The organism is Mesorhizobium sp. BH1-1-5 (genome assembly GCF_020165615.1).
Taxonomy (GTDB): Bacteria; Pseudomonadota; Alphaproteobacteria; order Rhizobiales; family Rhizobiaceae; genus Mesorhizobium.
On the sequence record NZ_JAIUIM010000009.1, the window covers coordinates 223,867 to 248,423 of the forward strand.

The window sequence follows — 24,557 nt, forward strand, 5'->3', positions numbered from 1 at the left end:
AGGGATGTCATGAAGACGAAGTACGCGTATCTCGCGGCGATGCTGGCAGCCGCCTGCATTGCCGGTGTGCCGGCGGCGGGATTTGCCGCGCAGAACAAGGGCGACAAGGTGGCGCCCGCGGCCGCTCAGCCCGCCGACGCGGCGGCCAAGCCGCAACTGCCGGGTGGCGCCTCGGCGCTGTCGGAAACGCATGGCGACTGGACGGTCAACTGCCAGGTCACCGGCACCAACAAGGTCTGCAGCCTGTCGCATCAGCAGTTCAACAAGCAGAGCGGCCAGCGGCTGCTGGCGATCGAATTGACGACCAAGACCGGCCAGGACGCCGCCGGCACGCTGGCGCTGCCCTTCGGGCTTGCGCTCGCCAACGGCATTTCGCTCGAGATCGACGACAAGAAGCTGGACGGCACGCTGCAGTTCAACACCTGCCAGGCGGTCGGTTGCCTTGTGCCGGTGACATTCGATGCCGACACCACGCCGCTCCTGCAGAACGGCACCACGTTGAAGATCAACGCCATCGCGGCGGACACGACGCAGCCGATCTCCTTCACCATCTCGCTCAACGGTTTTGGAAGCGCGCTGGCGCGGACGGCGGATTTGTCGGCGGATTAGTTCGCTGGAGACCAGCCGGCTGATGTCTCTTGGCGGCTCTACCCCTGCCGATTTGCCGAAACGCTGAACGCTTCGTCATCCACGGGCGAAGCAAGGAGCGAAGCGACGCGGCGCAGACCCGAGGATCCATTCCGTGACCTCGATGCGCCGCGACGGTGCAGAATTCTGTTCCGCTGCACTCCACGGCAAAAGTCACGGAATGGATCCCAGGGTCTCCGCGACGGAGCTTCGCTCCTGCTTCGCCTGGGGATGACGACCTTGAGATGCTTCGGCCAACCACAGCGGTTTGCGTCAGCTACTCAACCTCGCGCAAACGGTACCCCACTCCCGTCTCGGTGATGATGTAGCGCGGCTGGTCCGGCGTCTTTTCGATCTTCTGCCGCAGCTGGCGCACGTAGACTCTCAGATACTGGACGTCCGTCGAGTCGTTCCAGATCTGCTTCATCAGGAACTGATGCGTCAGCACCTTGCCGGCATACTGCACCAGCATGCGCAGGATGTCGTATTCCTTGGGCGACAATTTCACTTCCTTGCCCTCGACCTTGACGATGCGCTTCACCAGATCGACGGAGAGGTCGCCGGTATGGAATACCGGCTTCTCGCCCTGCTGCTGGAATTTGTGACGCAGCGCCACGCGGATGCGCGCGACCAGCTCGTTCATGCCGAAGGGCTTGGTCACGTAGTCGTCGGCGCCGAGCTCGAGTGCCGAAACGATGCCGGCCTCGTCGGTGCGGCTGGACAGGATGACGACGGGAATGTCGAGGCCGTCGCCGCGCCATTTGCCGAGCAGCTCGAGGCCGGTGATGCCGGGCAGGCCGAGATCGAGCAGGATGAGATCTGGCCGCTCGGTCTGCATGAGTTCGAGCGCCGCCTTGGCGTTCGGCGCCTCGGAGACCGCATAGCCCTGGCTGCCGAGGCCGACGCGCAGCAATTTGCGGATCGGCGGCTCGTCGTCGACGACCAATATGGAGACGGTCTGGTTTGTCATGCCGCGTCGTCCGTAAGGGGTGCGCCGAGCGCCGGCAAGTCGGCCGGCACCGGCATGCGGATGGTGAAGATCGCGCCCGGACGGTCGGTGCGGTTGGCCGCCGCGATCGTGCCGCCCATCGCCTCGATGAAGCCGCGGCTGATCGACAGGCCGAGACCGGTGCCGGCGCGCACCTGGTCGCGCTTGCGCACGCGGTAGAAGGTGTCGAATATCCGCTCCAGGTCGTCGGGCGGGATGCCCGGTCCCTCATCCATCACCTGCAGGATGACGGCGCTGTTGTCGACCCAGGCCTGCAGCCGGATGGCCGAGCCGGGCGAGGCGTATTTGGCGGCGTTGTCGAGGAGGTTGAACAGCGCCTGCTCGAACAAAACAGGGTCGAGCCGCAGCATCGGCAGGTCGGCCGGAATGTCGGTCTCTATCTTGTGCTCGGCGGTGATCTTCTGCGCCCGGTTCAGCGCCGAGCCGACGACGTCGCCGACATAATGCAGCGCGTAATTCGGCTCCATCGCGCCCGACTCGATCCTGGTCATGTCGAGCAGGTTGGCGATGAAGCGGTTCAGCCGCTCGGACTCGCTCACAACTGTCGACAGGAGCTCGGCGCGATCCTTCTCCGGCAGCGCCGGCGCGAATTCCTTCAGCGTGCCGGCCGCGCCCATGATCGCGGCAAGCGGCGTCTTGAGGTCATGCGAGATGGAGGTGAGCAGCGCCGAGCGCAGCCGGTCGGCTTCGGCGGCGAGCCTGGCGCGGTCGACATCGGCGACGAGCTGGACGCGTTCTATGGCGACCGCAGCCTGGTCGGCCAAAGCGTCGAGCAGGCGCTGCTGCTCGGGCGTCAGCAGCGGCCCTTGCTTGTCGTTGTCGAGGCCGACCACGCCGATCGCGGTCCGCCCCGTTCGCAAGGGCAGATAGAGACGTTTTGCGCCAGGCAAGGTGTCGGCGCCGCGGCCGGCGGCGCGGTTATGCTCCCAGGCCCAGCGGGCGGCCGCGATATCGGCCTCGGCCAGGGTGTCGTCCGGCGGATAGCCGGCCTTGACGGTGATGGTGCCGTTTTCCGGCAAAAGCAGCACGACGCGGACTTTCAGCATCGAAGCGATCTGGAAGGCGGTGGCCCACAGCACGTCGTCGAGCGTGCCGGCGCCGGCGAGCTTCTTGGAGAAGGAATAGATGTCCTCGGTGGCGCGCGCCCGCGAGCGCGCCGCGACCGCCTGGCGCTGCACGCGCGCCGTCAGATTGCTGGCGATCACGGCGACGACGAGGAAGACGGTGAAGGCCACGATGCTTTCCGGATCCCTGATCGTCAGCGTGTAGCGCGGCTCGAGGAAGAAGAAGTTGAAGGCAAGGGCGCTGAGGAAACAGGCATAGAGCGCCGGCCAGAGCCCGAAGGTCACGGCCGCGGTCAGCACCGCCAGAAGCAGGACGCTGGCGAGGTTGCGCACGTCGAGGAACTGGTCGAGGATCGAGCTTACGGCCAGCGCGCCGGCGACATAGGCCGTCGAGAACAGATAGGGCCAGATCTGGAAAGGTTTCTGCTCGGGCGCGGCTTTCACCCGCGCCGACGGCGCGTCGCCATCGCGCTCGGCGCCCGAAATGACATGGACGCTGATGTCGCCCGCGTTGCGGATCAGATCATAGGTGAGCGAGCCCTCGATCAGCTCGCGCCAGCGCGAACGGGTCGGCCTGCCGATGACGATATGGGTGAAGTTGTTCGCCGTCGCGTGGCGCACGATGTCCTGGGCGACATTCTGGCCGGGAATGGTGGCGATCTCGGCGCCGAGCTGCTCGGCGAGACGCAGGTTCCTGGCCAGGCGGTCCTTATCCTCCTCGGACAGGCCGGCGAGGCGCGGCGTGTCGACATGCAGCGCCGTCCAGCGCGCGCGCAACCGGTCGGCCAGCCGGCGCGCATAGCGGATGCGGGCCGCTCCGCCAGGTTGCGAGTCGACGCAGACGAGAACCCGCTCGCCCGCCGCCCACGGCCCGGGAATGGCGTGCGACTGCATGTGGTTGAGCAGCTGCTCGTCGACGCGCTGCGCGGTGCGGCGCAGCGCCAGCTCGCGCAGCGCCGTCAGATTGCCCGGCGAAAAATAGTTCTCGATGGCGCGCTGCGCGGTGTTGGGGAAATAGACCTTGCCGTCCTGCAGGCGTTTGATCAGGTCGTTGGGGGTGAGGTCGATGACCTCGATGTCGTCGGCCTCGTCGATGATAGAATCGGGAACCGTCTCGCGCACCCTGACGCGCGTGATCTGGGCGACGACGTCGTTCAGGCTTTCGACATGCTGGATGTTGAGCGTGGTGTAGACGTCGATGCCTTGCGCCAGGATCTCCTGCACGTCGAGATAGCGTTTGGGATGCCGGCTGCCGGGCGCGTTGGTGTGGGCGAGCTCGTCGACCAGGACGAGGGCGGGGCGCCGCTTGAGGATGGCGTCGATGTCCATCTCTTCGAGAGTCTGGCCGCGATAGTCGACCAGGCGGCGCGGGATCAGCTCATAGCCGTCGACCAGGGCCTGGGTCTCCTTGCGGCCGTGCGTCTCGACGATGCCGATCACCACATCGATGCCGTCGGCGCGGCGGGCACGGCCCGCCATCAGCATCTCGTAGGTCTTGCCGACGCCGGGCGCGGCGCCAAGAAATATGCGCAGCCGGCCGCGGCCCTCGCGCTCGGCATGCTCCAGCAGCGCGTCGGGAGAGGGGCGGTTCGCGGGGTCGGTCCTGTCGTCCGGCATCAGGTCCAATCATGAATTGCGCCCGGGGTCGGGTCGATCCCCGGCGCGGAGCGGATTATTTCAGCTCGTCCAGCGCAAGGTTCAGCGCCAGAACGTTGACCACAGGTTCGCCGAGGACGCCAAGCTCGCGATCCTCGACATGGCTGTCGACGAGCGTCTTGACCTTGGCCTCGTCCACGCCGCGGGCCTTGGCGACGCGCGCCACCTGGAAATAGGCGGCGTCGGGGCTGATGTCGGGATCGAGGCCGCTGCCGGAGGTGGTGACGAGGTTCATCGGCACCGGCGCGTTCGGGTTTTCGGCCTTCAGCTTCTCGGCGTCGCCCTTGACGCGGTCGATGAGCTTCGGATTGGTCGGGCCGAGATTGGCACCGCCGGAGGAACTGGCGTCGTAGCCATTGCCGGCTGCCGACGGCCGGCCGTGGAAATAGCGGTCATTGGCGAAGGCCTGGCCGATCAGGCTGGAACCGATCACCTTGCCGTCCTTGACGATCAGGCTGCCATTGGCCTGGTTGGGAAACAGTGCCTGGGCGATGCCGGTCATGCCGATCGGATAGACGAGGCCGGCCAGCGCCGTGAAGAAGACGATCATGACAAAAGCGGGTCTGAGTTGCTTGAACATCGGGATAAATCCTTATGCGAGGCCGAGGGCCGTGACGATCAGGTCGATCGCCTTGATGCCGACGAACGGCACGACGATGCCGCCGAGGCCGTAGACCAGCAGGTTGCGGGTGAGCAGCGAACCGGCGCCGATGGCGCGATACTTCACGCCTTTCAGCGACAACGGGATCAGCGCGACGATGATCAGTGCGTTGAAGATGATGGCCGACAGGATGGCGCTCTGCGGCGTCGCCAGATGCATGATGTTGAGCGCCTGCAGCGGTCCGGTTTTCTGCCCGGGCGCGACGTAGAAGACCGCGAACATCGCCGGGATGATGGCGAAGTACTTAGCCACGTCGTTGGCGATCGAGAAGGTCGTCAGCGAGCCGCGCGTCATCAACAGCGCCTTGCCGATCTCGACGATCTCGATCAGCTTGGTCGGGTCGCTGTCGAGGTCGACCATGTTGCCGGCTTCGCGCGCGGCGACCGTGCCGGTGTTCATGGCGACGCCGACATCGGCCTGGGCGAGCGCCGGCGCGTCGTTGGTGCCGTCGCCGCACATGGCGACCAGCTTGCCCTTGGCCTGCTCCTCGCGGATCAGCGACAGCTTGTTCTCGGGAGTCGCCTGGGCGAGGAAGTCGTCGACGCCGGCTTCGGCAGCGATGGCGGCGGCCGTCAGCGGGTTGTCGCCGGTGATCATCACCGTGCGGATGCCCATCTTGCGCAGCTCGGCGAAACGCTCGCGGATACCGCCCTTGACGATGTCCTTGAGGTGGACGACGCCGAGCAGGCGCCCGTCGCGCTCGACCGCCAGCGGCGTGCCGCCGGCGTTGGCGATCTCGTCGGCGATGGCCTGCAGGTCGCGGATGGTTTCGGTCGTCGGACGCGCGCCGTGGGCGGCGACGGTCGCCTGGTTCACGTGATTGAGCACCGCATCGACCGCGCCCTTGCGCACCGACGAGCCGTCGATGTCGACGCCGCTCATGCGGGTCTGCGCGGTGAAGGGCACGAAGGTGGCATGCAAGGTTGCCATGTCGCGGGCGCGGATGGCGTATTTCTCCTTGGCCAGCACGACGATCGAGCGGCCTTCCGGCGTCTCGTCGGCCAGCGATGCAAGCTGGGCAGCATTGGCCAGGTCCTGCTCGGTGACGCCCTTGACCGGTCGGAACTCGGTCGCCTGGCGGTTGCCGAGCGTGATGGTGCCGGTCTTGTCGAGCAGCAGCGTGTCGACATCGCCGGCGGCTTCGACGGCGCGGCCGGACATGGCAAGCACGTTGAAGCGCACCAGGCGGTCCATGCCGGCGATGCCGATGGCCGACAGCAACGCGCCGATGGTGGTAGGGATCAGCGTGACGAACAGGGCAACGAGGATCGTCACCGAGATATAGCCGCCCGAATAGGCGGCGAAGCTCGGGATGGTCGCGGTCGCCAGCACGAAGATCAGCGTCATGCCGACCAAGAGGATGTTGAGCGCGATCTCGTTCGGCGTCTTCTGGCGCTCCGCGCCCTCGACCAGCGAGATCATGCGGTCGAGGAAGGTCTGGCCCGACGCGGCCGAGATGCGCACGCGGATCCAGTCGGACAGGACCTGGGTGCCGCCGGTGACGGCCGAACGGTCGCCGCCCGATTCACGGATGACGGGCGCGGATTCGCCGGTGATCGCCGCTTCGTTGACCGAGGCCACGCCTTCGATCACCTCCCCGTCGGAGGGGATGATGTCGCCGGCCTCGACCAGCACGATGTCGCCGACCTTCAGGCTGGTGCCCGGCACCATCTTGAACTTCGAGCGATCGCCATTGGCGAGCAGCTTGGCCTGGGTCTCGGTGCGCGCCTTGCGCAGCGAATCGGCCTGCGCCTTGCCACGGCCCTCGGCTACGGCCTCGGCGAAATTGGCGAACAGCACGGTGAACCACAGCCAGATGATGATCTGCAGCGTGAAACCGAGATCGCCGCCGCCGGTGATGAGGTCGCGGATGAAAAGCACGGTGGTGAGCAGCGAGACGACCGCGACGACGAACATCACCGGATTCTTGACCAGGGTGCGCGGATCAAGCTTGCGGAAGGCGCCAGCAATGGCGGGTATGAGGATGCGGGCATCCAGAATGCTCGCGGATTTGGACTGGCTCATTTCGAGACTCCAGTGTCGGTGATGTTGGACGGCGCCGGCTGTTCGGTCTTTGGGAACAAGTGCGGAAGGCCGGTGGCCAGCAGCCACAGCACGAACAGCACGGCGGCCATGCCGAGGAAGGTTGAAAGCGTCGGGAAAGGACGAGGCTTCTCGTCCCTTCCGTTGTCGGGCGCCCCGTCACCGGTCTGGTGACGGTCGTTCCGGCGTATGTCGTTGAAGCGGGGCATGATCATCTCAGAAGGTCTGTCCATGGATCATCGCCAAATGCTCGACGATCGGACCGACGGCGAGCGACGGGAAGAAGGTGAGGCCGCCGACGATGATGATGACGCCGACCAGGAGGCCTACGAACAGCGTGCCGTCGGTCGGGAAGGTGCCGGCGGAGGCGGGCACCGTCTTCTTGGCGGCCAGCGAGCCGGCAATGGCCAAAGCCGGGATGATGACCAGGAAACGGCCCATCAGCATGCCGAGGCCCAGCGTGATGTTGTACCAGGGCGTGTTGCCGGAGAGGCCGCCGAAAGCCGAGCCGTTGTTAGCGGCCGCCGAGGTATAGGCATAGAGCACCTCGGTGAAGCCGTGCGGGCCGCCATTGGCCATCGAGGCCACGGCGCTCGGCAGGACAACGGCGATGGCCGTGAAGATCAGCATCGTCAGCGGCAGGCACAGGATGGCAAGCATCGCCATCTTGACCTCCTTGGCCTCGATCTTCTTGCCGAGATATTCCGGCGTGCGGCCAACCATCAGGCCGGCGACGAACACAGCGACGACGACGAACATCAGGATGCCGTAGAAGCCGGCGCCGACGCCGCCGACGATGACTTCGCCGAGCTGCATGTTGATGAGCGGGATCATGCCGCCGAGTGCGGTGAAGCTGTCATGCATGGCGTTGACGGCGCCGCAGGAGGCAGCCGTGGTGATGACCGCGAAAAGCGCCGACGCGGCGATGCCGAAGCGCGTCTCCTTGCCTTCCATGTTGCCGCCGTCGATGCCAAGCGCATGGACCAGCGGGTTGCCGGCGGCTTCCGCCCAGTAGCAGACGGCGACGCCAACGAGGAACAGCACACCCATCGAGGCAAGGATCGCCCAGCCCTGGCGCTGGTTGCCGACCATGCGACCGAAGACGTTGGTGAGAGCGGCGCCGATCGCGAAGATCGACAGCATCTGGATCAGGTTGGAGATCGCGTCCGGGTTCTCGAAAGGATGCGCGGCGTTGGCGTTGAAGAAGCCGCCGCCATTGGTGCCGAGCATCTTGATGGCGATTTGCGAGGCAACCGGCCCGAGCGCGATGGTCTGCTTGGCGCCTTCCAGCGTGGTGGCGTCGACATACGGACCGAGCGTCTGCGGGATGCCCAGCCAGACATAGGCAAGCGTCAGCACGACGCAAATCGGCAGGAGCACGTAGAGCATGCAGCGGGTCAGATCGACCCAGAAATTGCCGATCGACTTGCCGGACGCGCGGGCGAAGCCGCGGATGAGCGCAATGGCGATGGCAATGCCGGTGGCGGCCGAGACGAAGTTCTGGACGGTGAGGCCGGCCATCTGCACGAGGTAGGACATCGTGCTTTCGCCGCCATAGTTCTGCCAGTTGGTGTTGGTGACGAAGCTGACGGCCGTGTTGAAGGCGAGGCCGGGCTCGACCGCCGCCATGCCCGCGGGGTTGTAGGGCAGGGCGCCCTGCAGCCGCTGCAGCGCATAAAGGACGAGGAAGCCGGCGAGATTGAAGAGCAGCATGCCGGTCGCGTAGACGGCCCAGTGCTGCTCCCCCTTCTCGCTCGTTCCGGCGAGACGATAGAGCCCGCGCTCGATGGGGACGAGCACCGGCGACAGCAAGGTACGGTCGCCGCTGAAGACGCGGAAAATATAGCCGCCGAGCGGCTTCACGAGCAAAAGCAGGATCCCGCAAAAGACGAGGATCTGTATCCAGCCATTTATGGTCATGATGGGTCTCCGCGTGCCGGTCAGAAGCGCTCTGGGCGGATGAGCGCGTAGGTGAGGTAGGCAAGAAGGAACAAGGTCACCGCGCCGCCGAGGATGTTGTCGAAAAGCATAATCCGGCCCTTCTGCTCAGATTCTGTCGCAGGCTTTGACGTAGGCTAATGACAGGGCGAAGAACAAAATCCCGATCCCGAGAACTATGAGGTCCATTGCAGGTGTTCCTTGTTTCCACTTTGTGTTTGCGGCTCGCAGTGGCGAGCTCAAAACTGCACGCTGACGCACGTCACCTTGGCGGCGACGGCGATCGAAGCGTTTTTTCGAAGAGGAATATGGACCCGATCGCCATAAAGGTTCGAGACGGGGCGGATGGGAAAGATATAGGAATTTTATAGGGGTTTGGGTGGTCCGTCCGAAGGTCCGATTGGTTAGTGTGCGTTGTCAGATTCCATGCCTTGGCGACTGGCCGAGACGCCTATCGCGATCGTCATCCACGGGCGGAGCAAGGAGCGAAGCGACGCGCGCAGACCCGAGGATCCATGCCGTGACTTGGAAGCGCCGCGGCGGTCCAGAATTCTGCACCGTTGCACACGTCGGTCCAGGCAACGGCATGGATTCCAGGGTCTGCGCGCGTCGCTACGCTCCTTGCTCCGCCCTCGAATGACGAGGTTCATGAGCCTTCAGCTCATCACCAGCGTTTGCGATGACTACCCCAACGGACGTTGATAGCCCTTGCCCGACAAGGTGATCGCCTACAGCACCGGCCGCCGATCCTTCCAAGGCATTTCCTGCTCCAGCAGCGTTGACAGCGCCAGCACCGTCGCCTCATCGCCGTAGCGGCCAACGAGCTGCACGCCGATCGGCACGCCGCCGGCCGACTGCCCGAGCGGCAGCGAGATCGCCGGCAGGCCGGAGATGTTGAAGGGGAAGTTGAAGACCGCGTCGCCCCATTTGGCGTTGTAGCGGTCGAGATCGGTTTCCGACATGTCGTAGTAGCCGAGCGGGCGCGGCAACTGCGTCAGCGTCGGGGTGATGAAGATGTCATAGGGGTTGAGATCGCCAACGATGTCGCGCCCGATCAACCTCAGTTGCTCGACATCGGAAATATGCTTGATGCCGCTGGTCGCGCGGCCGCGCTGGATGATCGCCCAGGTCAACGGTTCGACATCGTTCGGCGTGACGGGGCGCCCGACAAGCGTTTCGAGGAAACCGAAGGTCGCTGCCGTCTGCACGCAGGTCATGTCGGTGTAGGTCTTCCATACGGCATCGGCATCGAGCGGCATGTCGTGCTCCTCGATGGCGTGGCCGAGGCGTTCGAGCGCGGCGACCGTGGAGAGCACGGTCGCCTTGACTTCGGGGTCGATGGCAGCGCCGTTGGGCGGCGTGACGGTGAAGCCGATGCGCAGTTTCTTCGGCGGCCGAGCGGAGAGGCCGAGCCAGCTGCCCTCCGGCACCGGCGGCGTGTAGGCGTCGCCGGGCATGGCACCGGCCACCGCATCGAGATAGGCGGCAGTATCGCGCACCGTGCGCGAGCAGCAGAGGAAATAGGCGCCGCCGTACCAATAGTCGCCGTAGGGCGCGAGGCTGACCCGGCCGCGCGAGGGCTTGAGGCCAACGATGCCGCAGCAGGAAGCCGGCACGCGGATCGAGCCGGCGCCGTCGCTGGCTTCGGCGATCGGCACCATGCCCGAGGCGATCGCAGCCGCGGCGCCGCCGCTCGAGCCGCCGGGCGTGATGCCGTCCTTCCACGGGTTTTTCGTCGCGCCGTAGAGTTTCGGTTCCGTGGTGATAGACCAGCCGTTCTCGGGCGCGTTCGATTTGCCGACCAGCACAAGGCCGGCGGCCTTGATGCGGCGCACGACCTCGCTGTCGGAATCGGCGACGAAGTCCTTCATGTAGAAGCAGGAATTGGTGAGGGGCGCGCCGGTCCAGGAGGAGGCGAGCTCCTTGAGCAGATAGGGCACGCCGGCAAAGGGCGCGGTTTTATCCACCGTCGGCGCTTGGGCGCGCGCCATGTCGTAGAGGCGATGGATGACCGCGTTGAGCCGTGGGTTGAGGCGCTCGATCGTGGTGATCGCCGCTTCGACCAGCTCAGCAGGTGAGACCTCGCCGCGCTTCACCAGCCCGGCGAGCGCCAGCGCGTCGGACTGGGTGTAGGTTTCGAGCAAGCTTTTCGAGATCGCGGCCATGTGTTTCCTCCCGTTAGGTTCTTGCCGAAGGCTAAGGGTGGCTTGGCGCACTCACCCTCACCCAGCCTCCGCTTCGCTCGGCTGACCTCTCCCCGGTGGGGAGAGGAGACTTTCAGCGCCGGCGCTTCCCTCTTCTCCCCACCGGGGAGAAGGTGGCCGCGAAGCGGCCGGATGAGGGGCTGGCGCTACCGTTGACCGAGTAACCTCAGGCCAGCTCGACGGTCCGCTTCTCCGCGATGCTCTGCTCGGCCGCCAGCACGATGCGCAGGCTGTTGACCGCGGCATCCATCTGCTCGCTGAGATCGAGGTTCTCGCGGATGGCGCGCAGGAAGAAGGCCTGCTCGCGATCGCAAAGCTCCTGATGTCCAGGCTCATCCTCCATGCTGACGATCTCGTCGGGCTTGGAAAAATTCTTGTCGCCATCGACCTGCGCATAATGGATCTTCAGCGCGTCGGTCTTGGTGTGGCGGTCGATGTCGGCGGAATCGGAAACCTCCTCGGCGTCCTTGGCGCTGCTTCCCGACTGGCCGGCGACGATCGAGACGGCGCCCTTCGGGCCGACCACGTCCTTCACGAAATAGGCGGTCTCGCTCATCATCGGGCCCCAGCCCGCCTCGTACCAGCCGACCGAGCCGTCATCGAAGGTGACGTGCAAATGGCCGTAATTCTGCTTATCGGCCTCGGCCCAGAGTTTTGCGCCGATGCCGTGCACGCGCACCGGCTTAGCGCCGGTCAGCTGGCACATGACGTCGACATAGTGCACGCCGCAGTCGACGATCGGGATCAGCGAGTCGATCAGGTTCTTGTGCCAGTGCCAGGCGGTGCCGCTGCTCTGCTGGTTGAGGTTGAGGCGCATCACCAGCGGCTTGCCGAGCGTCTTGCCGACCTCGATGAATTTGATCCAGGACGGATGGACGCGCAGGATGTAGCCGAGCACCAGCTTGCGGTTCTTCGCCCGCGCGGCGGCCACCACCTTCTCGGCATCCGCGATGTTGGTGGCCAGGGGCTTTTCCATGAACACGTGGCAATTGGCGGCGATCGCCTTCAGCGCGTATTCGGCATGCGTGTTCGGCCAGCTGTTGATCGAGACCGCGTCCGGCTTCGTCTCCTTCAGCGCCAGGTCGAAATCCTCGTAGAGCGGGTAGCCGGCGAGTTCCTTCGGGATCTTCTTGTTGCTCTTGATGGTGCGGCTCATGATGCCGACGATCTCGAAGCCTTCGGAGCGGTGATAGGCGCTGGCATGCGAGGCGCCCATATTGCCCAGACCAACCACCAGGATTCTTACTTTGCCGGCCATCTCAGCCTCCTCAATGCTTTGAACGATAATTCGGGCGGCGCGATGCGCCGCCCGTTGGGGATCGGTTCGCCCTATTTGACGGCGGAGTCGAACAGGTGCGCCTTGATCTTGTCGACGTCGAGCGCGGCAAAGCCTTCCGACAGCTTCACGCCGTCGGCGTCAGCCTTGACCTTGGCCTTGTCGAAGTCATTGGCGGCCGGGATCAGGTCGTTGGTGCAGACGTCTTCCGCCTTCACCGGCGCGGTGATCTGGCCGATCTTGAGGATCTCGTCGAAGAAGCCCTGCCAACTCGCCATGTCGTGCGAGCCCCAGCCGCCGCGCTTGTCCATGTCGCCGCGGAAGACGTTGATCTGCTGCAGGATCGAGGTCGTGCCGAGCTCGGGGCCGAGATTCTTGGCCAAGGTGGGGAACTGCTCGAACACGGCTTCGACCGCGGCGCGAGGGTTCTGGTAGCCGAATTCGAGGCCCATCGCCCAGCCGCGCAGGTATTTCTCCAGGAAGGCCTTCTTGTCGGCGTCCTCGAGGTCGGCGGCGCGCACGACGAAGGTGTTGGCCGGCAGCTTGGAATTCTGCACGCCCAGCCAATATTCGAAGTCGAGGCCCTTGGCGATCCATTCGGCGCGCAGCCCTTCCCAGGAGAGCGCCGCATCGCCCTGGCCGCCGGCGAGCGCGGTGCCCCAGGTCGGCCAGCCGGCCTCGACATATTTCACCTTCTTGATGTCGACGCCCTGCGCAGCGAGCAGCGGATCGACGATCGCCTGCCAGGCGGCGGAGCCGAGCAGGACGGTCTTGCCCTCAAGCTTCTTAAGGTCGTTCGATCCCTCGCCCTTGCGGAAGGCGATGCTGAACGTGTCGCGCGCGCCCATGTGGAAGACGGACTTCAGCTTCATGCCGTTCTGGATGGCGAAGGAGAAGACGCCGGGCGAGGGGAAGCCCATGTCGGCCTGGCCGACATCGACGAACTTCACCGTCGCGGTGCCATCCGAGGGGCCTGGCTGCATGTCGGTGTTGAGGTCGCCGAAATAGCCGGCCTTCTTCGCCGACCAGTAGGGATAATCGTCCAGCACTTCCAGCGTGCCGCGCGGCGAGATCCAGGTGAACTTCTCGTACGCCGCCGCCCTCGCCTTCAGGCCGGATGCGCCGAGCGCGGTGGCGGTGACGACGCCGGCCGCCGTCACCTGCAGGAAATAACGGCGGCTGATGCCGGCCGGGGCGCTGAAATGGATCGGATTTTCGTTGGTCATGGCATTCCCCTTTTGTTGATTGCTTGCCTTGCCTTCGCCCGCCTCCCGGGCGTGATTTTGCACGTCGGTCAGGTCTCCCAGCTCGCCCATTTCTTGCCGATCAGGAAGAACAGCACGTAAATCAGGATGCCGAGCGTCGACAGGATCAGCACCACCGCGAAGAATTGCGGCATCTGGATCATCGACGAATAAGAAGTGAGCCGGTTGCCGAGGCCGAAGCCGCCGCCGACCATCTCGGCGCCGACGGCGGTGAGCAGGCCGAAGATCGCGCCGATCATCAGCCCGACCAGGATCATCGGCAGCGCCATCGGCGCGCGGATCTTCCAGAAGATCTGCAAGGTGCTGGCGCCATAGGAGCGGGCCAAAGCGATCTTGGCGCTGTCGACGCGGCGGAAGCCCGTTGCGGCGTTGATCATCACCATCGGGCCGGCAGCCAGAGCCACGGCGATGATGCGCGGCGTGTAGCCGAAGCCGAAGCGCAGGATGAGCAGCGGCACCAGCGCCAGCATCGGCGTGGTGACGAGGATCAGGATGTAGGGCGCGACGATCTTCTCGGCGAAGGGAAACTGCGTGATCACGGCCGCCATCACCAAGCCGACGACGGCGCCAATGGCGAAGCCCGAGACAAGCTCGACCAGCGTGTAGCCGAGATGCGGCGCGATCAGCGGGAACTCGTCGAACAAAGCGTAAGCGATCGAGCTCGGCGGCGGCATGATGTATTGCGGCACGTGGAAGATGCGCAGCGCCAGCTCGATGCCGCCGATGATCACCACCGCGACGGCGAGGATCGCCGCCACTTCGGCGCCGGATTTGATGCCGGGGCCGCTGGCGAAGGCCGAAAGATTGGTCAGGCTGACGTCCTGGCCATCTGCCGATTTGGCTTTCGAGAATTCCGGAATGGCGTCGCCCCCGCTCACGGCCTGATCCTCACGATTTCAGCCGACCGCTCCGGCGCGATCGGCCGGACGCGCTCGCCGACAATGTCCATCTTGATCTTGTTGGTGAGGTCGAAGACTTCTTTCGTCGCCATGATTTCCAGCGAACGCGGCCGCGGAAACGGCACCTCGTAGACCTTGGCGACGCGACCGGGCCGCGTCGTCAGCACCACCACGCGGTCGGAGAGGAAGATCGCTTCCTCGATGCTGTGGGTGATGAAGACGATGGTGGTCTTGGTGTCGAGCCAGATCTCCTCGACGAGGCGGTTCATCTCCTCGCGGGTGAAGCTGTCGAGCGCGCCGAAGGGCTCGTCCATCAAAAGCACCGAAGGCTTCAGCGCCAGCGCGCGCACAATCGCGGCGCGCTGCTGCATGCCGCCGGAAAGCTCGCGCGGGAACTTGCCGCCGAAACCATCGAGCCCGACGCGGTTCAACAGGTGCGCGATCCAGGCGCGATCGGGTTTCTCGCCCTTGATCTCGAAGGGGAAGTTGATGTTGGCGTCGAGGTTGCGCCAGGGCAGAAGGTTCGCTTCCTGGAAGACAATGCCGATCTCCGGGCGCGGTCCGGTGATCTCCTTGCCGTCGAGCAGGATCGCGCCGCCGGTCAGCCGATGCAGGCCCGACATCGACCACAACAGCGTGGTCTTGCCGCAGCCTGAGGGGCCGACGATCGAGACGATCTCGTTAGGCTGCACATCCAGGCTGCAGCGATCGAGCGCCAGAAGGTCCCCGGAGGCCGTCTGATAGACCTTCGTCGCTGCCTGCACGCCGAGCTTCGGCGTTGTCGCGCTTGCCGTACTCATGCTCCCCCTCGGAGACTGCGCGATGCGTTGCCGAAGGCCACATCTGTCCGCGAAATCAGTCTGTAACTATCCTACTTTACTGTCAAGCGGCGGCAGATAGCGGAAGCAATCAGGTTCAATCAGCTTTTGTCTAAGCACCTGATTTTCATTAATTTTATGATCCCTTGCGAGGTTTGTTACTTTCCTACATACTCACCTCGGTTGATTGCCTATGGCCAGCGGGCGGATAATCGCGAAGATGATAGGTCCCGAGCGGGCTGGGGAGGACTGGCCAATGACCGAAGCTGACAGCCAGGCGTTGCGAACGGCGGACGAGGACGACGACCGGCACGACCATGTCAGGCGCATCCCCGATATCATCTCGCAGGTGAAGGACAGCTATGCGGAGTTGCGGCCGGCCGAGCGCCGCGTCGCCGATGTCGTGCTCGACGACGTCAAATATGCGGTCGACGCTTCCAACGCCGCGCTTGCCCAGCGCGCGGGGGTCAGCGAGCCGACGGTCACCCGCTTCTGCCGCGCCATCGGCTGCGAGGGCGTGCGCGATTTCAAGCTGAAGCTGGCGCAGAGCCTTGTCGTCGGCGCGCTCTATCTCGCCACCAAGCCGCAGCCAGCGAACAACGACAGCGGCATGCCGTTCTGGAACGCCGTGTTCGGCGAGGCGCGGCGCGCGCTGCAGGAGGCGGAGCGGCAGATCGATCCGGGACAGCTGCAGAAGGCCGCGGAACTGATCGCCAAGGCGCGGCAGGTGACGGTGTTCGGCCTCGGCGGCAGCTCGTCGGCGCTGGCGCAGGAAACGCAATACCGCCTGTTCCGCTATGGCATCACGATCAGCGCGCAATGCGATCCGTATCTGATACGCATGACGGCATCGACGCTGAAGCCGGGCGATCTGGTGATCGCGATCTCGGCCACCGGCCGCACGCGCGAGGTGATCGAAGCGGTGGAACTCGCCAAGCATTACCGCGCCAACGCGATCTGCGTGACCGCGCCCGACACCGAGCTGACGCGCGTCTGCGACGTGCGGCTGACGATGGCGGTCCCGGAATATCCCGACACGCTGAAGCCGACCGCGTCGCGTTACGCCTTCCTTGCGGCCATCGACCTGCTGGCGGTCGCGACCGCGTACAAGATCGACGGCCCGGCGCGCGAGACGGTGCGCCGCATCAAATACAACGCCCAGATCCATCGGACAGGCAAGGAGATGGAGCCGCTGGGGGATTGAGGCAGCCGATATTCAGGTGAGGCCGGCCTGCAAATGGCGGTTTCCTGCGCTTCCGGTGCTCACGTACGAAAAGTACGCTCCGCTCCGGTTCTCGGAACCCACCATTTTCGACACGGCCTGACCTGAATCTCGACCGCCTCAAGGCGCACTTTCTTGACATCGCCAGATGGAGCTTGGCGATGCCAATCGATATTTGAAGGGAAGGACAAAAATGCTCGACATCGCACCATCGCAACAGGCGGCTACCTGGCTCGGCTCATTCGGCCGGGCGCTGGAGGCCGGCGATATCGAGGCGGCGACGAACCTCTTCGCGCAGGATTGCTACTGGCGCGATCTTTTGACCTTCACATGGAACATCAAGACCATGGAGGGGCAGGGTGCGATCCGCGAGATGCTGCAGGCCACGCTCAACCAGGCGCAGCCGTCGCACTGGCACCTGTCCGGAGAGCCAAGCGTGGACGACGGTACCGTCGAGACCTGGTTCACATTCGAGACGACGGTGGCGCGGGGCGAGGGCATCCTGCGGCTCAAGGACGGTCGTTGCCGCACGCTGTTCACGGCGATGAGCGAGCTCAAGGGTTTCGAGGAGCGGAAAGGCCCGGCGCGGCCACTCGGCATCCGCCACAAGGCTGACCCCAAGCGCGAGACCTGGGCGGAAGCACGAGCGCGCGAGGCACGCGATCTCGGCGTGCATGAGCAACCCTATTGCCTGGTGATCGGCGGCGGGCAGGGTGGCATCATGCTGGGCGCACGGCTGCGGCAGCTCGGCGTCCCCACGCTGGTCATCGAGAAGAATGCGCGCGCCGGCGATTCCTGGCGCAACCGCTATCGTTCGCTCGTTCTGCACGACCCGGTCTGGTACGACCATCTGCCCTATGTTCCATTCCCGGAAAACTGGCCGGTCTTCACGCCCAAGGACAAGATGGGCGACTGGCTGGAAATGTATACCCGCGTCATGGAGCTGAACTATTGGGTCGCCACCAAATGCATCAGCGCCGCCTATGACGAGGCCGAAAAGGCCTGGACCGTGGTGGTCGACCGCGTCGGCCAGCGCGTCACGCTGAAGCCGAAGCACATCGTCTTCGCCACCGGCGCATACGGTCCGCCGCGGCAGATCGAGCTACCGGGCGCGGACAGCTTCAAGGGCGAGCTCCTGCATTCCAGCCAGTATGCCACCGGCGAGAAATTCAGCGGCAAGCGCGTCGCGGTGATCGGTGCTGCAAGCTCAGGCCACGATGTCAGCGTCGATCTGTGGGAAGCGGGCGCCAAGGTCACCATGGTGCAGCGCTCGCCGACGACCGTGGTGAAGTCCGACACGCTGATGGATGTCGGCTTCGAGATTTTCTCCGAGAAGGCACTGGCGCGTGGCATCACAACCGACAAGGCCGACATGATCGTCGCCTCGACGCCTTTCGCCTTGGTGCCGAAGGGCCAGCGCGCGCTTTACGACGTGATCAGGGCGCGCGACGCGGATTTCTACCGGCGTCTCAGCGACAGCGGCTTCGCCATCGACTTCGGCGAGGACGAGACCGGGCTGTTGATGAAGGCCTACCGGACAGGCTCCGGCTACTACATCGATGTCGGCGCCTGCGAGCTGATCCTGAACGGTAAGATCAAGGTGAAGAGCGGCGTCGGCATCAAGACGCTGACGCCGAACGGCATCCTGTTCGAGGACGGCAGCGAGCTCACCGTCGACGCGATCGTCTGCTGCACCGGCTACCAGTCGATGAACGAAACGGTTGCCGCGATCGTTTCGCGCGAGGTCGCCGACAAGGTCGGCCCGTGCTGGGGTCTGGGCTCCGGCGTCAAGGGCGATCCGGGGCCGTGGCAGGGCGAGTTGCGCAACATGTGGAAGCCGACGGGGCAGGAAGCGCTTTGGTTCCACGGCGGCAATCTGGCGCTGTCGCGCTTCTATTCGAAATATGTGGCGCTGCAGCTCAAGGCGCGGATGGAAGGGATTGCGACGCCGGTTTATGGCGCGCCGAGCAATTCGCGAACCTAACGTTCGTCATGTATGGACGGCCCCTCTTGGTTCTAGGGTCTGCGCTCCGCTTCGCGTCGCTCCGCCCCAGAATGACGAAGATGAAGGGCCAAAATGCCTCGCCGCCACATCTACATGCGTATGATGCGCATGCGCCTCGAAACGCTCGGTCTCATTGTGGTCGGGCACTTCGTTCGGCCACCATTTGCCGGCGATGACAATGCCGTTTGAAACCAAGCGCTGATCCGCGATTAGTGACGCCCCGACTGCATCGACGAAGGTGAAGCGGCCGGGCTGGGACTTCAGCACCGCGACGTCGCCGATGCCGCCGACCTTCAGCGCACCGAGCTCGGGCCTGGCAATCGCCTGCGCGGGATTTGCTGTCGCCGCGCGCAGCACCTCGACCAGCGGCATGCCAAGTGCCATGAGCTTGGACATGCAGACCAGGATGTCGAAGGCCGGGCCGTCGACGCAGTAAAGGTGCACATCGCTCGAGATCACGTCGGGCGCGAGACCCTCGGCGAGCATCGCCTTCGCCACCTCGAAGTCGAACGAGCCCATGCCGTGGCCGATATCGAAGATGACGCCGCGCTCGCGCGCCAGCCGCATGTCCGGCCGCACCGCACCCGACGCAAAGACCGGCGCATTGGGGAACGGCCGGAAGCAGTGGGTGAGGATGTCGCCACGGCGCAGCCTGGGCAGCACTTCCGAGCGGCCCGGCGGCGGCTCGTCGATATGGGCCATCAACGGCAGGCCGACCTTGTCGGCGGCTTCGAGCGCGAGGTCGACCGGGGCGATGCCGCTGGTGCCGCCGGCATGCTTGCCGGATCGGACCTTTACGCCGACGACGACATCGGCGTGCTCGCGCACCGCGGCAACCGTCTCACGCGGCTCGCAAAGCCTGAGATCGCTGCATTCGCCGACCGACACGGTCTTGGCGAAGCCGAATATGCCGGCGAAGGAGATGTTGACGTAAGCCAGGATGCGGACCTTCGAGCGCTCGATGACATGGCGGCGAAAGCCGAGGAAATTGCCGGCGCCGGCGCTGCCGGCGTCGATGAAGGTGGTGGTGCCGCTCTTGGCGGCGAGCCGGTCGGCGTCGACGCCGAGCGAGGTGCCGCCCCAATAGACATGGCTGTGCAGGTCGACGAGGCCGGGCGTGACGATGCAGTCCCTGGCATCGACCACTTCACGCGCCGCCTCGGCATCGATGGCGGCGTCGATCGCGGCAATGCTGCCATCGGCAACGGCGACGTCGCGCTGCGCGTCCAGGCCCGATGCGGGATCGATGACGCGCCCGCCCTTGATCAGGAGATCGAACTGCATCGGTGCCCTCCCTGTTGCTGCGTGTCCGCGATCAGAGCGGTCGGTAGGCAACCGCCTCGACCTCGATCTTGATGTCGATCATCAGGCGCGACTCGACCGTGGTGCGCGCCGGCGGGTCTTTGGAGAAATGCTTTGCGTAGACCGTGTTGAAGGTGCCGAAATCGCGCGCATCCTCCAGCCAGACAGTGGTCTTCACCACATCATCCATGGTGCAGCCGGCGAGCGCCAGCGCCGCCTTGACGTTCTGCAGCACCTGCTCGGTCTGCTCGGCGATGCCGCCCTTCACCACCAGCCCGTCGCCGCCCACCGGCACCTGGCCGGAGACATAGACGAAATCGCCGGCGCGCACGGCGGGCGAAAGCGGAACGTGGGATTTTCCAAAGCACTGCTTGGGCAAGTGAGCCTCCTTTTGTCGACGGATGGGAACCGGTCACATAGTCGTCTACGCTTGTCGCCATGATCCTCATAGAGCCAATGTCGGAAAGCAACATTTTTTCGAAATCCATGTTGCTTTATTACAGGAGCCTGAGCATCTTGCGCTCGGTGCTGCGTCCGGCCGCGCGGATATAGGAAGGGGAGATACAGCATGACCTTCGACAGGAACCCGTTCCCGGAAGGCGATGCCGACCGCCACGCGCTGTGGGAAATGCTGGTGCGGCGCGACATCGATGCCTTCCTCGGACAGGACTGGTCGATGGTCGAGGACGATTTCGTCGCCGAGAGCTTCTTCGGCATGCATGCGCATTTCCTCGCCAACGCCGATGCCTGGCGGCTGCAGTTCCCGAGGCTGGAGGTCTATCGCGACGAATGGCTGCGCCAGGCCAAGGAAACCGCGGCGACGAAATTCGCCGAGCCGCTGCGCGAGGCGCTGTTCCGCGTCACCAACATGCGCGACATCGATGTCGATGGCGACCGCGCGGTGCTGCACAAGAAGTTCGACGGCTCCGTCGCCAAGGCCGACGGCGGCGTCGACCGGCTCAAATGGCAGACGCTCTATTTCTGCCGCAAGGTCGGCGGCCGCTGGAAGATCGCGGGTTTCGTCGGTTATATGCCGCATCCGCTGGGCTAAGGCATGCCGATATCCAGGTGAGGCCGGCCTGCAAACTCGGCCTGACCTGAATCTCGATACGCCTTGCTGAGAAAGCTGGTAGCGGTCCGCACTACGCGAGAAGCGGCAGCCGCTCGTCTGGCGAGCGGTGGTCGAAGACAACACCCATGGTCTTACCAATTGCCGCCATGACGATCAGCTCGACGAGATGATCGTCGCTGTCGTCGCAGGCTGGATCGGAGCGGCGGATGGCGTTGAGCATCGCGCGCGTCGAGACGGTGTCGCCGGCGCGAAATTTCGAAAGGGCAGACGCAACAAGATCTTGCACCGTCAACGCGGCGACGGGCACTTCGGCAGCGACGTCCATCGGCCTCCTCCTGCCATGAACCCTGTCCCGCAGCGATGATACGCCAATGGCCGACCGGCGCCAGCGAAATGGTGGTCCGACCAGAGTCATTGCCGACAGCCTGCCGCCAAAGGGCGAGTAGCTGTGGAACACCCGGTAAATGGTCGTGGTGTGCTCGACGCCTCGCGCTCGGATTGATAACCCGATCCCGCGCAGGGAGACGATCCGAGTCGAGACATGACCGTTGCAATCGAGATGGGGCAGACCACGGCGGGCGCGCCGGCGGCCCTCGACCTTGAGGAACTGCTGGCCACCCGCCTGCTGGTGCAGGGCAATTCGGGTTCCGGCAAGTCGCACCTGCTGCGTCGGCTGCTCGAACAGAGCGCGCCATGGGTGCAGCAGACCATCATCGACCCCGAAGGCGACTTTGTGTCGCTGGGTGAACACTATGGCCATCTGGTGATCGATGCGGAGGAGCATACCGAGCGCGGCCTGCAGGCGGCCGGCGAGCGGGCGCGCATCCATCGTGTCTCGACGGTGCTCAATCTCGAAGGGCTCGATGCCGAGAACCAGATGCGGCGCGCCGCGGCATTCCTCGGCGGGCTGTTCGAGGTCGCGCGCGACCACTGGTATCCGATGCTGGTGGTGGTCGACGAAGCGCAGCTTTTCGCGCCCGCCGCCGCCGGCGAGGTTTCGGACGAGGCACGCAAGCTCTCGCTGGGCGCCATGACCAATCTGATGTGCCGCGGCCGCAAGCGCGGGCTTGCCGGCATCATCGCCACGCAGCGGCTGGCGAAGCTCGCCAAGAACGTCGCGGCGGAAGCCTCCAACTTCCTGATGGGCCGCACCTTCCTCGACATCGACATGGCGCGCGCGGCCGACCTGCTCGGCATGGAGCGTCGCCAGGCCGAAGCGTTCCGCGATCTGGAGCGCGGGCACTTCATGGCGCTTGGGCCCGCCTTGTCGCGGCGTCCGCTCAGCCTACGCATCGGCCAGACCGAAACCAGCCCGCGCAACGGCACGCCGCGGCTGATGCCGTTGCCGGAAGCGATGCTGGAGGATGCGCGCTCGATCATTCTGGCGGCGCCGCCGCCCGAGACGGTCAGGCCGCAACGCCGGCCTTCGCCGGACCTGCTCGATCAGCTGATGGCGGCCAAGGCCGCGCCGCTGGACATCCGTCCCGAGCCGGCGGAGCCGCAGCCGAGCGCCGAGGACCTCGCCGAGCGGCGCGAGCGGATGGACCGCATCCTGCGCGCCATCCTGGCCGAGCCGGATGCGGGCTTCCGCGTCATCGGCGTGCTCTACCAGGAGTTCGTGGTCCGCTGCCGCATCGAGGGCCTGGCTTCGGTCGTGCCCGACCTCGCGGAATTCCGCCGCATGCTGACGCGAGCCCGCGCCGGCGTCGGCTCCGACATGGCCGAGGACGATGCGTGGCGGGACGTTTCCGTGCGCGCCTCGCTGCTGCCCGAGGACATGCAGGGCGTGTTCATGATGATCGCCCGCGCCGCCAAGGAGGGCTGGCCATGCCCTAGTGATGCTGCCATCGCCCGCGCGTATGGCTCGCATTCGCTGCGTCGTGCACGGCGACTGCTCGACTATATCGAGGAGCAGGGGCTCATTGTCTGCCAGGTCGACGGCACCGGACGGCGCACCGTGACGCTGGTCGAGCTCGCCTGGGCGACGGCGCCGGGTGATCCCAATGCCGCGGAGCAGGACAGCCTGGCTGGCTGACATCCGGAGACGCTGGCGACCAAGCTCCGGCGGACTTTGCGCCATTGATCGCGCGGGTTGCGGCTCTCTTGATGTGCGATTGGTCGTTGAAGCTACGCGACAATATATAACCAGATATGACAATGCCAACGACCGGTTATGGCGCGACATCAGTTTTACGCGATTATTCGACCAGTCGCCGATTTCTTAAATATCTAACAAGTCATTAACATTACCCACCACTGTATATGCGGTTATGGTTTCCAAATCATAAAAAGCTAATATAACTGCCTATAGACAGGCTTGGTCCCGCGATCGCGGCGACAATGGGGGCACGCCAACTAGGGGTGTTGGGGAGCAAGCGCGCAAGCGCTTGGGGTGGGTTTGTGTCTCTCAACGAGAGAGGTCTTCTCGGTCAATCAGAATGGCTTGGTCCTGACCAATCGCCGCAGGCAGGAGCATGCGCTCGCGGCGACGGCGAAGTGCGCGCGCCAGGATCAGCGGTAACCGTTGGGGCGAACAAGTCCATTGTTCGCGAAGGGATCACAGGGGGAAATTGGCAATGGCGACTACGACAGTTTCAGGTTCGACCGTCACGTTCTCGAACTCGGGGGCGGCAGCCAATCTGACGCAATCCGGCACGGAAGACGGCAGCCTTCAGTTCACGTTCGACGTCCTGGCGGCAAGCGGTGGCGGGACCAAGACGACGATCTATTCGGTGGATGACGGCCTCAAGAACGACGACGGAGGGGCTGGGATCGTCGTCACCAACAAGGCGTTCGCTGACTACAACAAGGATCTGCTGATACAGGACGGTGCGAACATCGTCGAAACCAGCAGCACGAGCGGGGCGAAATTCTGGATCGGCACCGACAACAAGATTCACTATGACGCGACCGCTCTAAGCGCGCAGATCAACGCGCTCGGCGCCGGCGAGCAGTTCACGGACACGATCCAATACACGATCAAGATGTCGAACGGCACGCTCAGCGTCGGCACGCTCTCGGTTGTGATCACCGGCACCAACGATGCCCCGGTGATCACCGTCGCCGCCGGCGATCACGATGCCGCCACGCTTAACGAAACAAACTCCCCTTTGTCGACAAACGGCACGTTGACTGTCAGCGATGTCGACATTCATGATACGGTCAATGCCTCGGTGACGGGAGTGACCCTGGGCGGGGCTACCGGCTCCCTTCACGCTGCCGACGTCGTGAACATGCTGTCGCTGGGCGGCAATCCCATCATCGACAACAGCCACACCTCTGGCGCGATCAACTGGTCGTTCAATTCCACGCCGCAAGCTTTCGACTATCTCGCGGCGGGTGAGCATCTCACTTTGACCTACGCCGTCAAGGCGGACGACGGCCACGGCGGCACGACCACGCATAACGTGACGATTACGATCGACGGCACCAACGACGCGGTGACGATCACCGGGGCGACGGACAGCGGCACGGTCAAGGAGGACGGCACGCAGAC

Annotated in this window: 21 protein-coding genes; 6 read left to right on the forward strand and 15 right to left on the reverse strand. The window is 64.7% G+C overall.

What is annotated here, in order from left to right; genetic code table 11:
- Positions 1-9: 9 nt before the first annotated feature.
- Positions 10-609 carry an invasion associated locus B family protein gene (locus tag LB572_RS14775; protein ID WP_224668217.1) on the forward strand — a complete coding sequence of 200 codons (600 nt, stop codon included), beginning with the start codon at positions 10-12 and terminating at the stop codon, positions 607-609.
- Between the two features lie 295 nt (positions 610-904).
- On the opposite strand, the gene LB572_RS14780 is transcribed toward LB572_RS14775, so the two are convergent.
- The 12 genes from LB572_RS14780 to LB572_RS14835 form a co-directional block, all read right to left on the reverse strand.
- Entirely contained in the window at positions 905-1,597 is a 693-nt protein-coding gene (locus LB572_RS14780; protein WP_140802946.1) for a response regulator transcription factor, read from the reverse strand.
- Positions 1,594-4,317 carry a sensor histidine kinase gene (locus LB572_RS14785; protein WP_224668218.1) on the reverse strand — a complete coding sequence of 908 codons (2,724 nt, stop codon included), beginning with the start codon at positions 4,315-4,317 and terminating at the stop codon, positions 1,594-1,596. Before LB572_RS14785 ends, LB572_RS14780 begins: the two co-directional genes overlap by 4 nt.
- Positions 4,318-4,372: 55 nt before the next feature.
- Positions 4,373-4,936 carry a potassium-transporting ATPase subunit KdpC gene (gene kdpC, locus LB572_RS14790; protein ID WP_140802944.1) on the reverse strand — a complete coding sequence of 188 codons (564 nt, stop codon included), beginning with the start codon at positions 4,934-4,936 and terminating at the stop codon, positions 4,373-4,375.
- 12 nt (positions 4,937-4,948) lie between these two features.
- On the reverse strand, positions 4,949-7,042 hold the full coding sequence (kdpB, locus tag LB572_RS14795) for a potassium-transporting ATPase subunit KdpB (protein WP_224668219.1): 2,094 nt from the start codon (positions 7,040-7,042) through the stop codon (positions 4,949-4,951).
- Positions 7,039-7,293: a hypothetical protein gene (locus LB572_RS14800; protein WP_224668220.1), complete on the reverse strand. Its 255-nt coding sequence runs from the start codon at positions 7,291-7,293 to the stop codon at positions 7,039-7,041. The genes kdpB and LB572_RS14800 overlap by 4 nt, the downstream gene beginning before the upstream one ends.
- On the reverse strand, positions 7,277-8,980 hold the full coding sequence (gene kdpA / locus LB572_RS14805; protein WP_224668221.1) for a potassium-transporting ATPase subunit KdpA: 1,704 nt from the start codon (positions 8,978-8,980) through the stop codon (positions 7,277-7,279). The genes LB572_RS14800 and kdpA overlap by 17 nt, the downstream gene beginning before the upstream one ends.
- 20 nt (positions 8,981-9,000) lie before the next feature.
- Positions 9,001-9,090 carry a K(+)-transporting ATPase subunit F gene (kdpF, locus tag LB572_RS14810; protein ID WP_224668222.1) on the reverse strand — a complete coding sequence of 30 codons (90 nt, stop codon included), beginning with the start codon at positions 9,088-9,090 and terminating at the stop codon, positions 9,001-9,003.
- A 636-nt stretch (positions 9,091-9,726) separates the two neighbouring features.
- Positions 9,727-11,163 (reverse strand): amidase, encoded by a 1,437-nt coding sequence (locus LB572_RS14815; protein ID WP_224668223.1) that lies wholly within the window; start codon positions 11,161-11,163, stop codon positions 9,727-9,729.
- A gap of 205 nt (positions 11,164-11,368) precedes the next feature.
- Positions 11,369-12,460 (reverse strand): Gfo/Idh/MocA family protein, encoded by a 1,092-nt coding sequence (locus LB572_RS14820; RefSeq protein WP_224668224.1) that lies wholly within the window; start codon positions 12,458-12,460, stop codon positions 11,369-11,371.
- A 71-nt stretch (positions 12,461-12,531) separates the two neighbouring features.
- On the reverse strand, positions 12,532-13,704 hold the full coding sequence (locus tag LB572_RS14825) for an ABC transporter substrate-binding protein (protein ID WP_224668225.1): 1,173 nt from the start codon (positions 13,702-13,704) through the stop codon (positions 12,532-12,534).
- A gap of 68 nt (positions 13,705-13,772) precedes the next feature.
- Complete coding sequence (locus tag LB572_RS14830; protein WP_224668226.1) at positions 13,773-14,621, reverse strand: ABC transporter permease; 849 nt, start codon at positions 14,619-14,621, stop codon at positions 13,773-13,775.
- Complete coding sequence (locus LB572_RS14835) at positions 14,618-15,442, reverse strand: ABC transporter ATP-binding protein (protein ID WP_224668227.1); 825 nt, start codon at positions 15,440-15,442, stop codon at positions 14,618-14,620. The genes LB572_RS14830 and LB572_RS14835 overlap by 4 nt, the downstream gene beginning before the upstream one ends.
- A gap of 274 nt (positions 15,443-15,716) precedes the next feature.
- Here LB572_RS14835 and LB572_RS14840 point away from each other — a divergent pair, with 274 nt between their 5' ends.
- Together LB572_RS14840 and LB572_RS14845 are read left to right on the forward strand one after the other, a co-directional pair.
- Positions 15,717-16,664 carry a MurR/RpiR family transcriptional regulator gene (locus LB572_RS14840; RefSeq protein ID WP_224668228.1) on the forward strand — a complete coding sequence of 316 codons (948 nt, stop codon included), beginning with the start codon at positions 15,717-15,719 and terminating at the stop codon, positions 16,662-16,664.
- A 211-nt stretch (positions 16,665-16,875) separates the two neighbouring features.
- Positions 16,876-18,666, forward strand: coding sequence for an NAD(P)/FAD-dependent oxidoreductase (locus LB572_RS14845; protein WP_224668229.1), 1,791 nt, complete (start codon positions 16,876-16,878; stop codon positions 18,664-18,666).
- A 6-nt stretch (positions 18,667-18,672) separates the two neighbouring features.
- Here LB572_RS14845 and LB572_RS14850 read toward each other — a convergent pair whose 3' ends face one another.
- On the reverse strand, positions 18,673-19,971 hold the full coding sequence (locus LB572_RS14850) for an amidohydrolase/deacetylase family metallohydrolase (protein ID WP_224668230.1): 1,299 nt from the start codon (positions 19,969-19,971) through the stop codon (positions 18,673-18,675).
- Positions 19,972-20,002: 31 nt separating this feature from the next.
- Positions 20,003-20,368, reverse strand: coding sequence for a RidA family protein (locus LB572_RS14855; protein WP_140802933.1), 366 nt, complete (start codon positions 20,366-20,368; stop codon positions 20,003-20,005).
- Between the two features lie 189 nt (positions 20,369-20,557).
- Between LB572_RS14855 and LB572_RS14860 the strand changes: the two genes are divergently transcribed.
- Positions 20,558-21,040 carry a hypothetical protein gene (locus LB572_RS14860; protein ID WP_224668231.1) on the forward strand — a complete coding sequence of 161 codons (483 nt, stop codon included), beginning with the start codon at positions 20,558-20,560 and terminating at the stop codon, positions 21,038-21,040.
- Between the two features lie 91 nt (positions 21,041-21,131).
- On the opposite strand, the gene LB572_RS14865 is transcribed toward LB572_RS14860, so the two are convergent.
- Entirely contained in the window at positions 21,132-21,386 is a 255-nt protein-coding gene (locus LB572_RS14865) for a hypothetical protein (RefSeq protein ID WP_140802931.1), read from the reverse strand.
- A 216-nt stretch (positions 21,387-21,602) separates the two neighbouring features.
- Here LB572_RS14865 and LB572_RS14870 point away from each other — a divergent pair, with 216 nt between their 5' ends.
- The gene (locus LB572_RS14870) at positions 21,603-23,096 is read left to right on the forward strand and encodes an ATP-binding protein (RefSeq protein ID WP_224668232.1); all 1,494 of its coding nucleotides are present in this window, start codon (positions 21,603-21,605) and stop codon (positions 23,094-23,096) included.
- Positions 23,097-23,637: 541 nt separating this feature from the next.
- The coding region (locus LB572_RS14875) for a VCBS domain-containing protein (protein WP_224668233.1) at positions 23,638-24,557 on the forward strand (920 nt) is incomplete at its 3' end.

Excerpts from the sequence above, each read along its gene's own strand:
- LB572_RS14815 (WP_224668223.1), bottom strand. The coding sequence starts at position 11,163 with ATGGCCGCGATCTCGAAAAGCTTGCTCGAAACCTACACCCAGTCCGAC.
- LB572_RS14850 (WP_224668230.1), bottom strand. The coding sequence starts at position 19,971 with ATGCAGTTCGATCTCCTGATCAAGGGCGGGCGCGTCATCGATCCCGCA.
- LB572_RS14775 (WP_224668217.1), top strand. The coding sequence starts at position 10 with ATGAAGACGAAGTACGCGTATCTCGCGGCGATGCTGGCAGCCGCCTGC.
- kdpA (WP_224668221.1), bottom strand. The coding sequence starts at position 8,980 with ATGACCATAAATGGCTGGATACAGATCCTCGTCTTTTGCGGGATCCTG.
- kdpB (WP_224668219.1), bottom strand. The coding sequence starts at position 7,042 with ATGAGCCAGTCCAAATCCGCGAGCATTCTGGATGCCCGCATCCTCATA.
- LB572_RS14825 (WP_224668225.1), bottom strand. The coding sequence starts at position 13,704 with ATGACCAACGAAAATCCGATCCATTTCAGCGCCCCGGCCGGCATCAGC.
- LB572_RS14820 (WP_224668224.1), bottom strand. The coding sequence starts at position 12,460 with ATGGCCGGCAAAGTAAGAATCCTGGTGGTTGGTCTGGGCAATATGGGC.
- LB572_RS14865 (WP_140802931.1), bottom strand. The coding sequence starts at position 21,386 with ATGGACGTCGCTGCCGAAGTGCCCGTCGCCGCGTTGACGGTGCAAGAT.
- LB572_RS14785 (WP_224668218.1), bottom strand. The coding sequence starts at position 4,317 with ATGCCGGACGACAGGACCGACCCCGCGAACCGCCCCTCTCCCGACGCG.
- LB572_RS14800 (WP_224668220.1), bottom strand. The coding sequence starts at position 7,293 with ATGGACAGACCTTCTGAGATGATCATGCCCCGCTTCAACGACATACGC.
- kdpC (WP_140802944.1), bottom strand. The coding sequence starts at position 4,936 with ATGTTCAAGCAACTCAGACCCGCTTTTGTCATGATCGTCTTCTTCACG.
- kdpF (WP_224668222.1), bottom strand. The coding sequence starts at position 9,090 with ATGCTTTTCGACAACATCCTCGGCGGCGCGGTGACCTTGTTCCTTCTT.
- LB572_RS14870 (WP_224668232.1), top strand. The coding sequence starts at position 21,603 with ATGACCGTTGCAATCGAGATGGGGCAGACCACGGCGGGCGCGCCGGCG.
- LB572_RS14840 (WP_224668228.1), top strand. The coding sequence starts at position 15,717 with ATGACCGAAGCTGACAGCCAGGCGTTGCGAACGGCGGACGAGGACGAC.
- LB572_RS14860 (WP_224668231.1), top strand. The coding sequence starts at position 20,558 with ATGACCTTCGACAGGAACCCGTTCCCGGAAGGCGATGCCGACCGCCAC.
- LB572_RS14845 (WP_224668229.1), top strand. The coding sequence starts at position 16,876 with ATGCTCGACATCGCACCATCGCAACAGGCGGCTACCTGGCTCGGCTCA.
- LB572_RS14835 (WP_224668227.1), bottom strand. The coding sequence starts at position 15,442 with ATGAGTACGGCAAGCGCGACAACGCCGAAGCTCGGCGTGCAGGCAGCG.
- LB572_RS14780 (WP_140802946.1), bottom strand. The coding sequence starts at position 1,597 with ATGACAAACCAGACCGTCTCCATATTGGTCGTCGACGACGAGCCGCCG.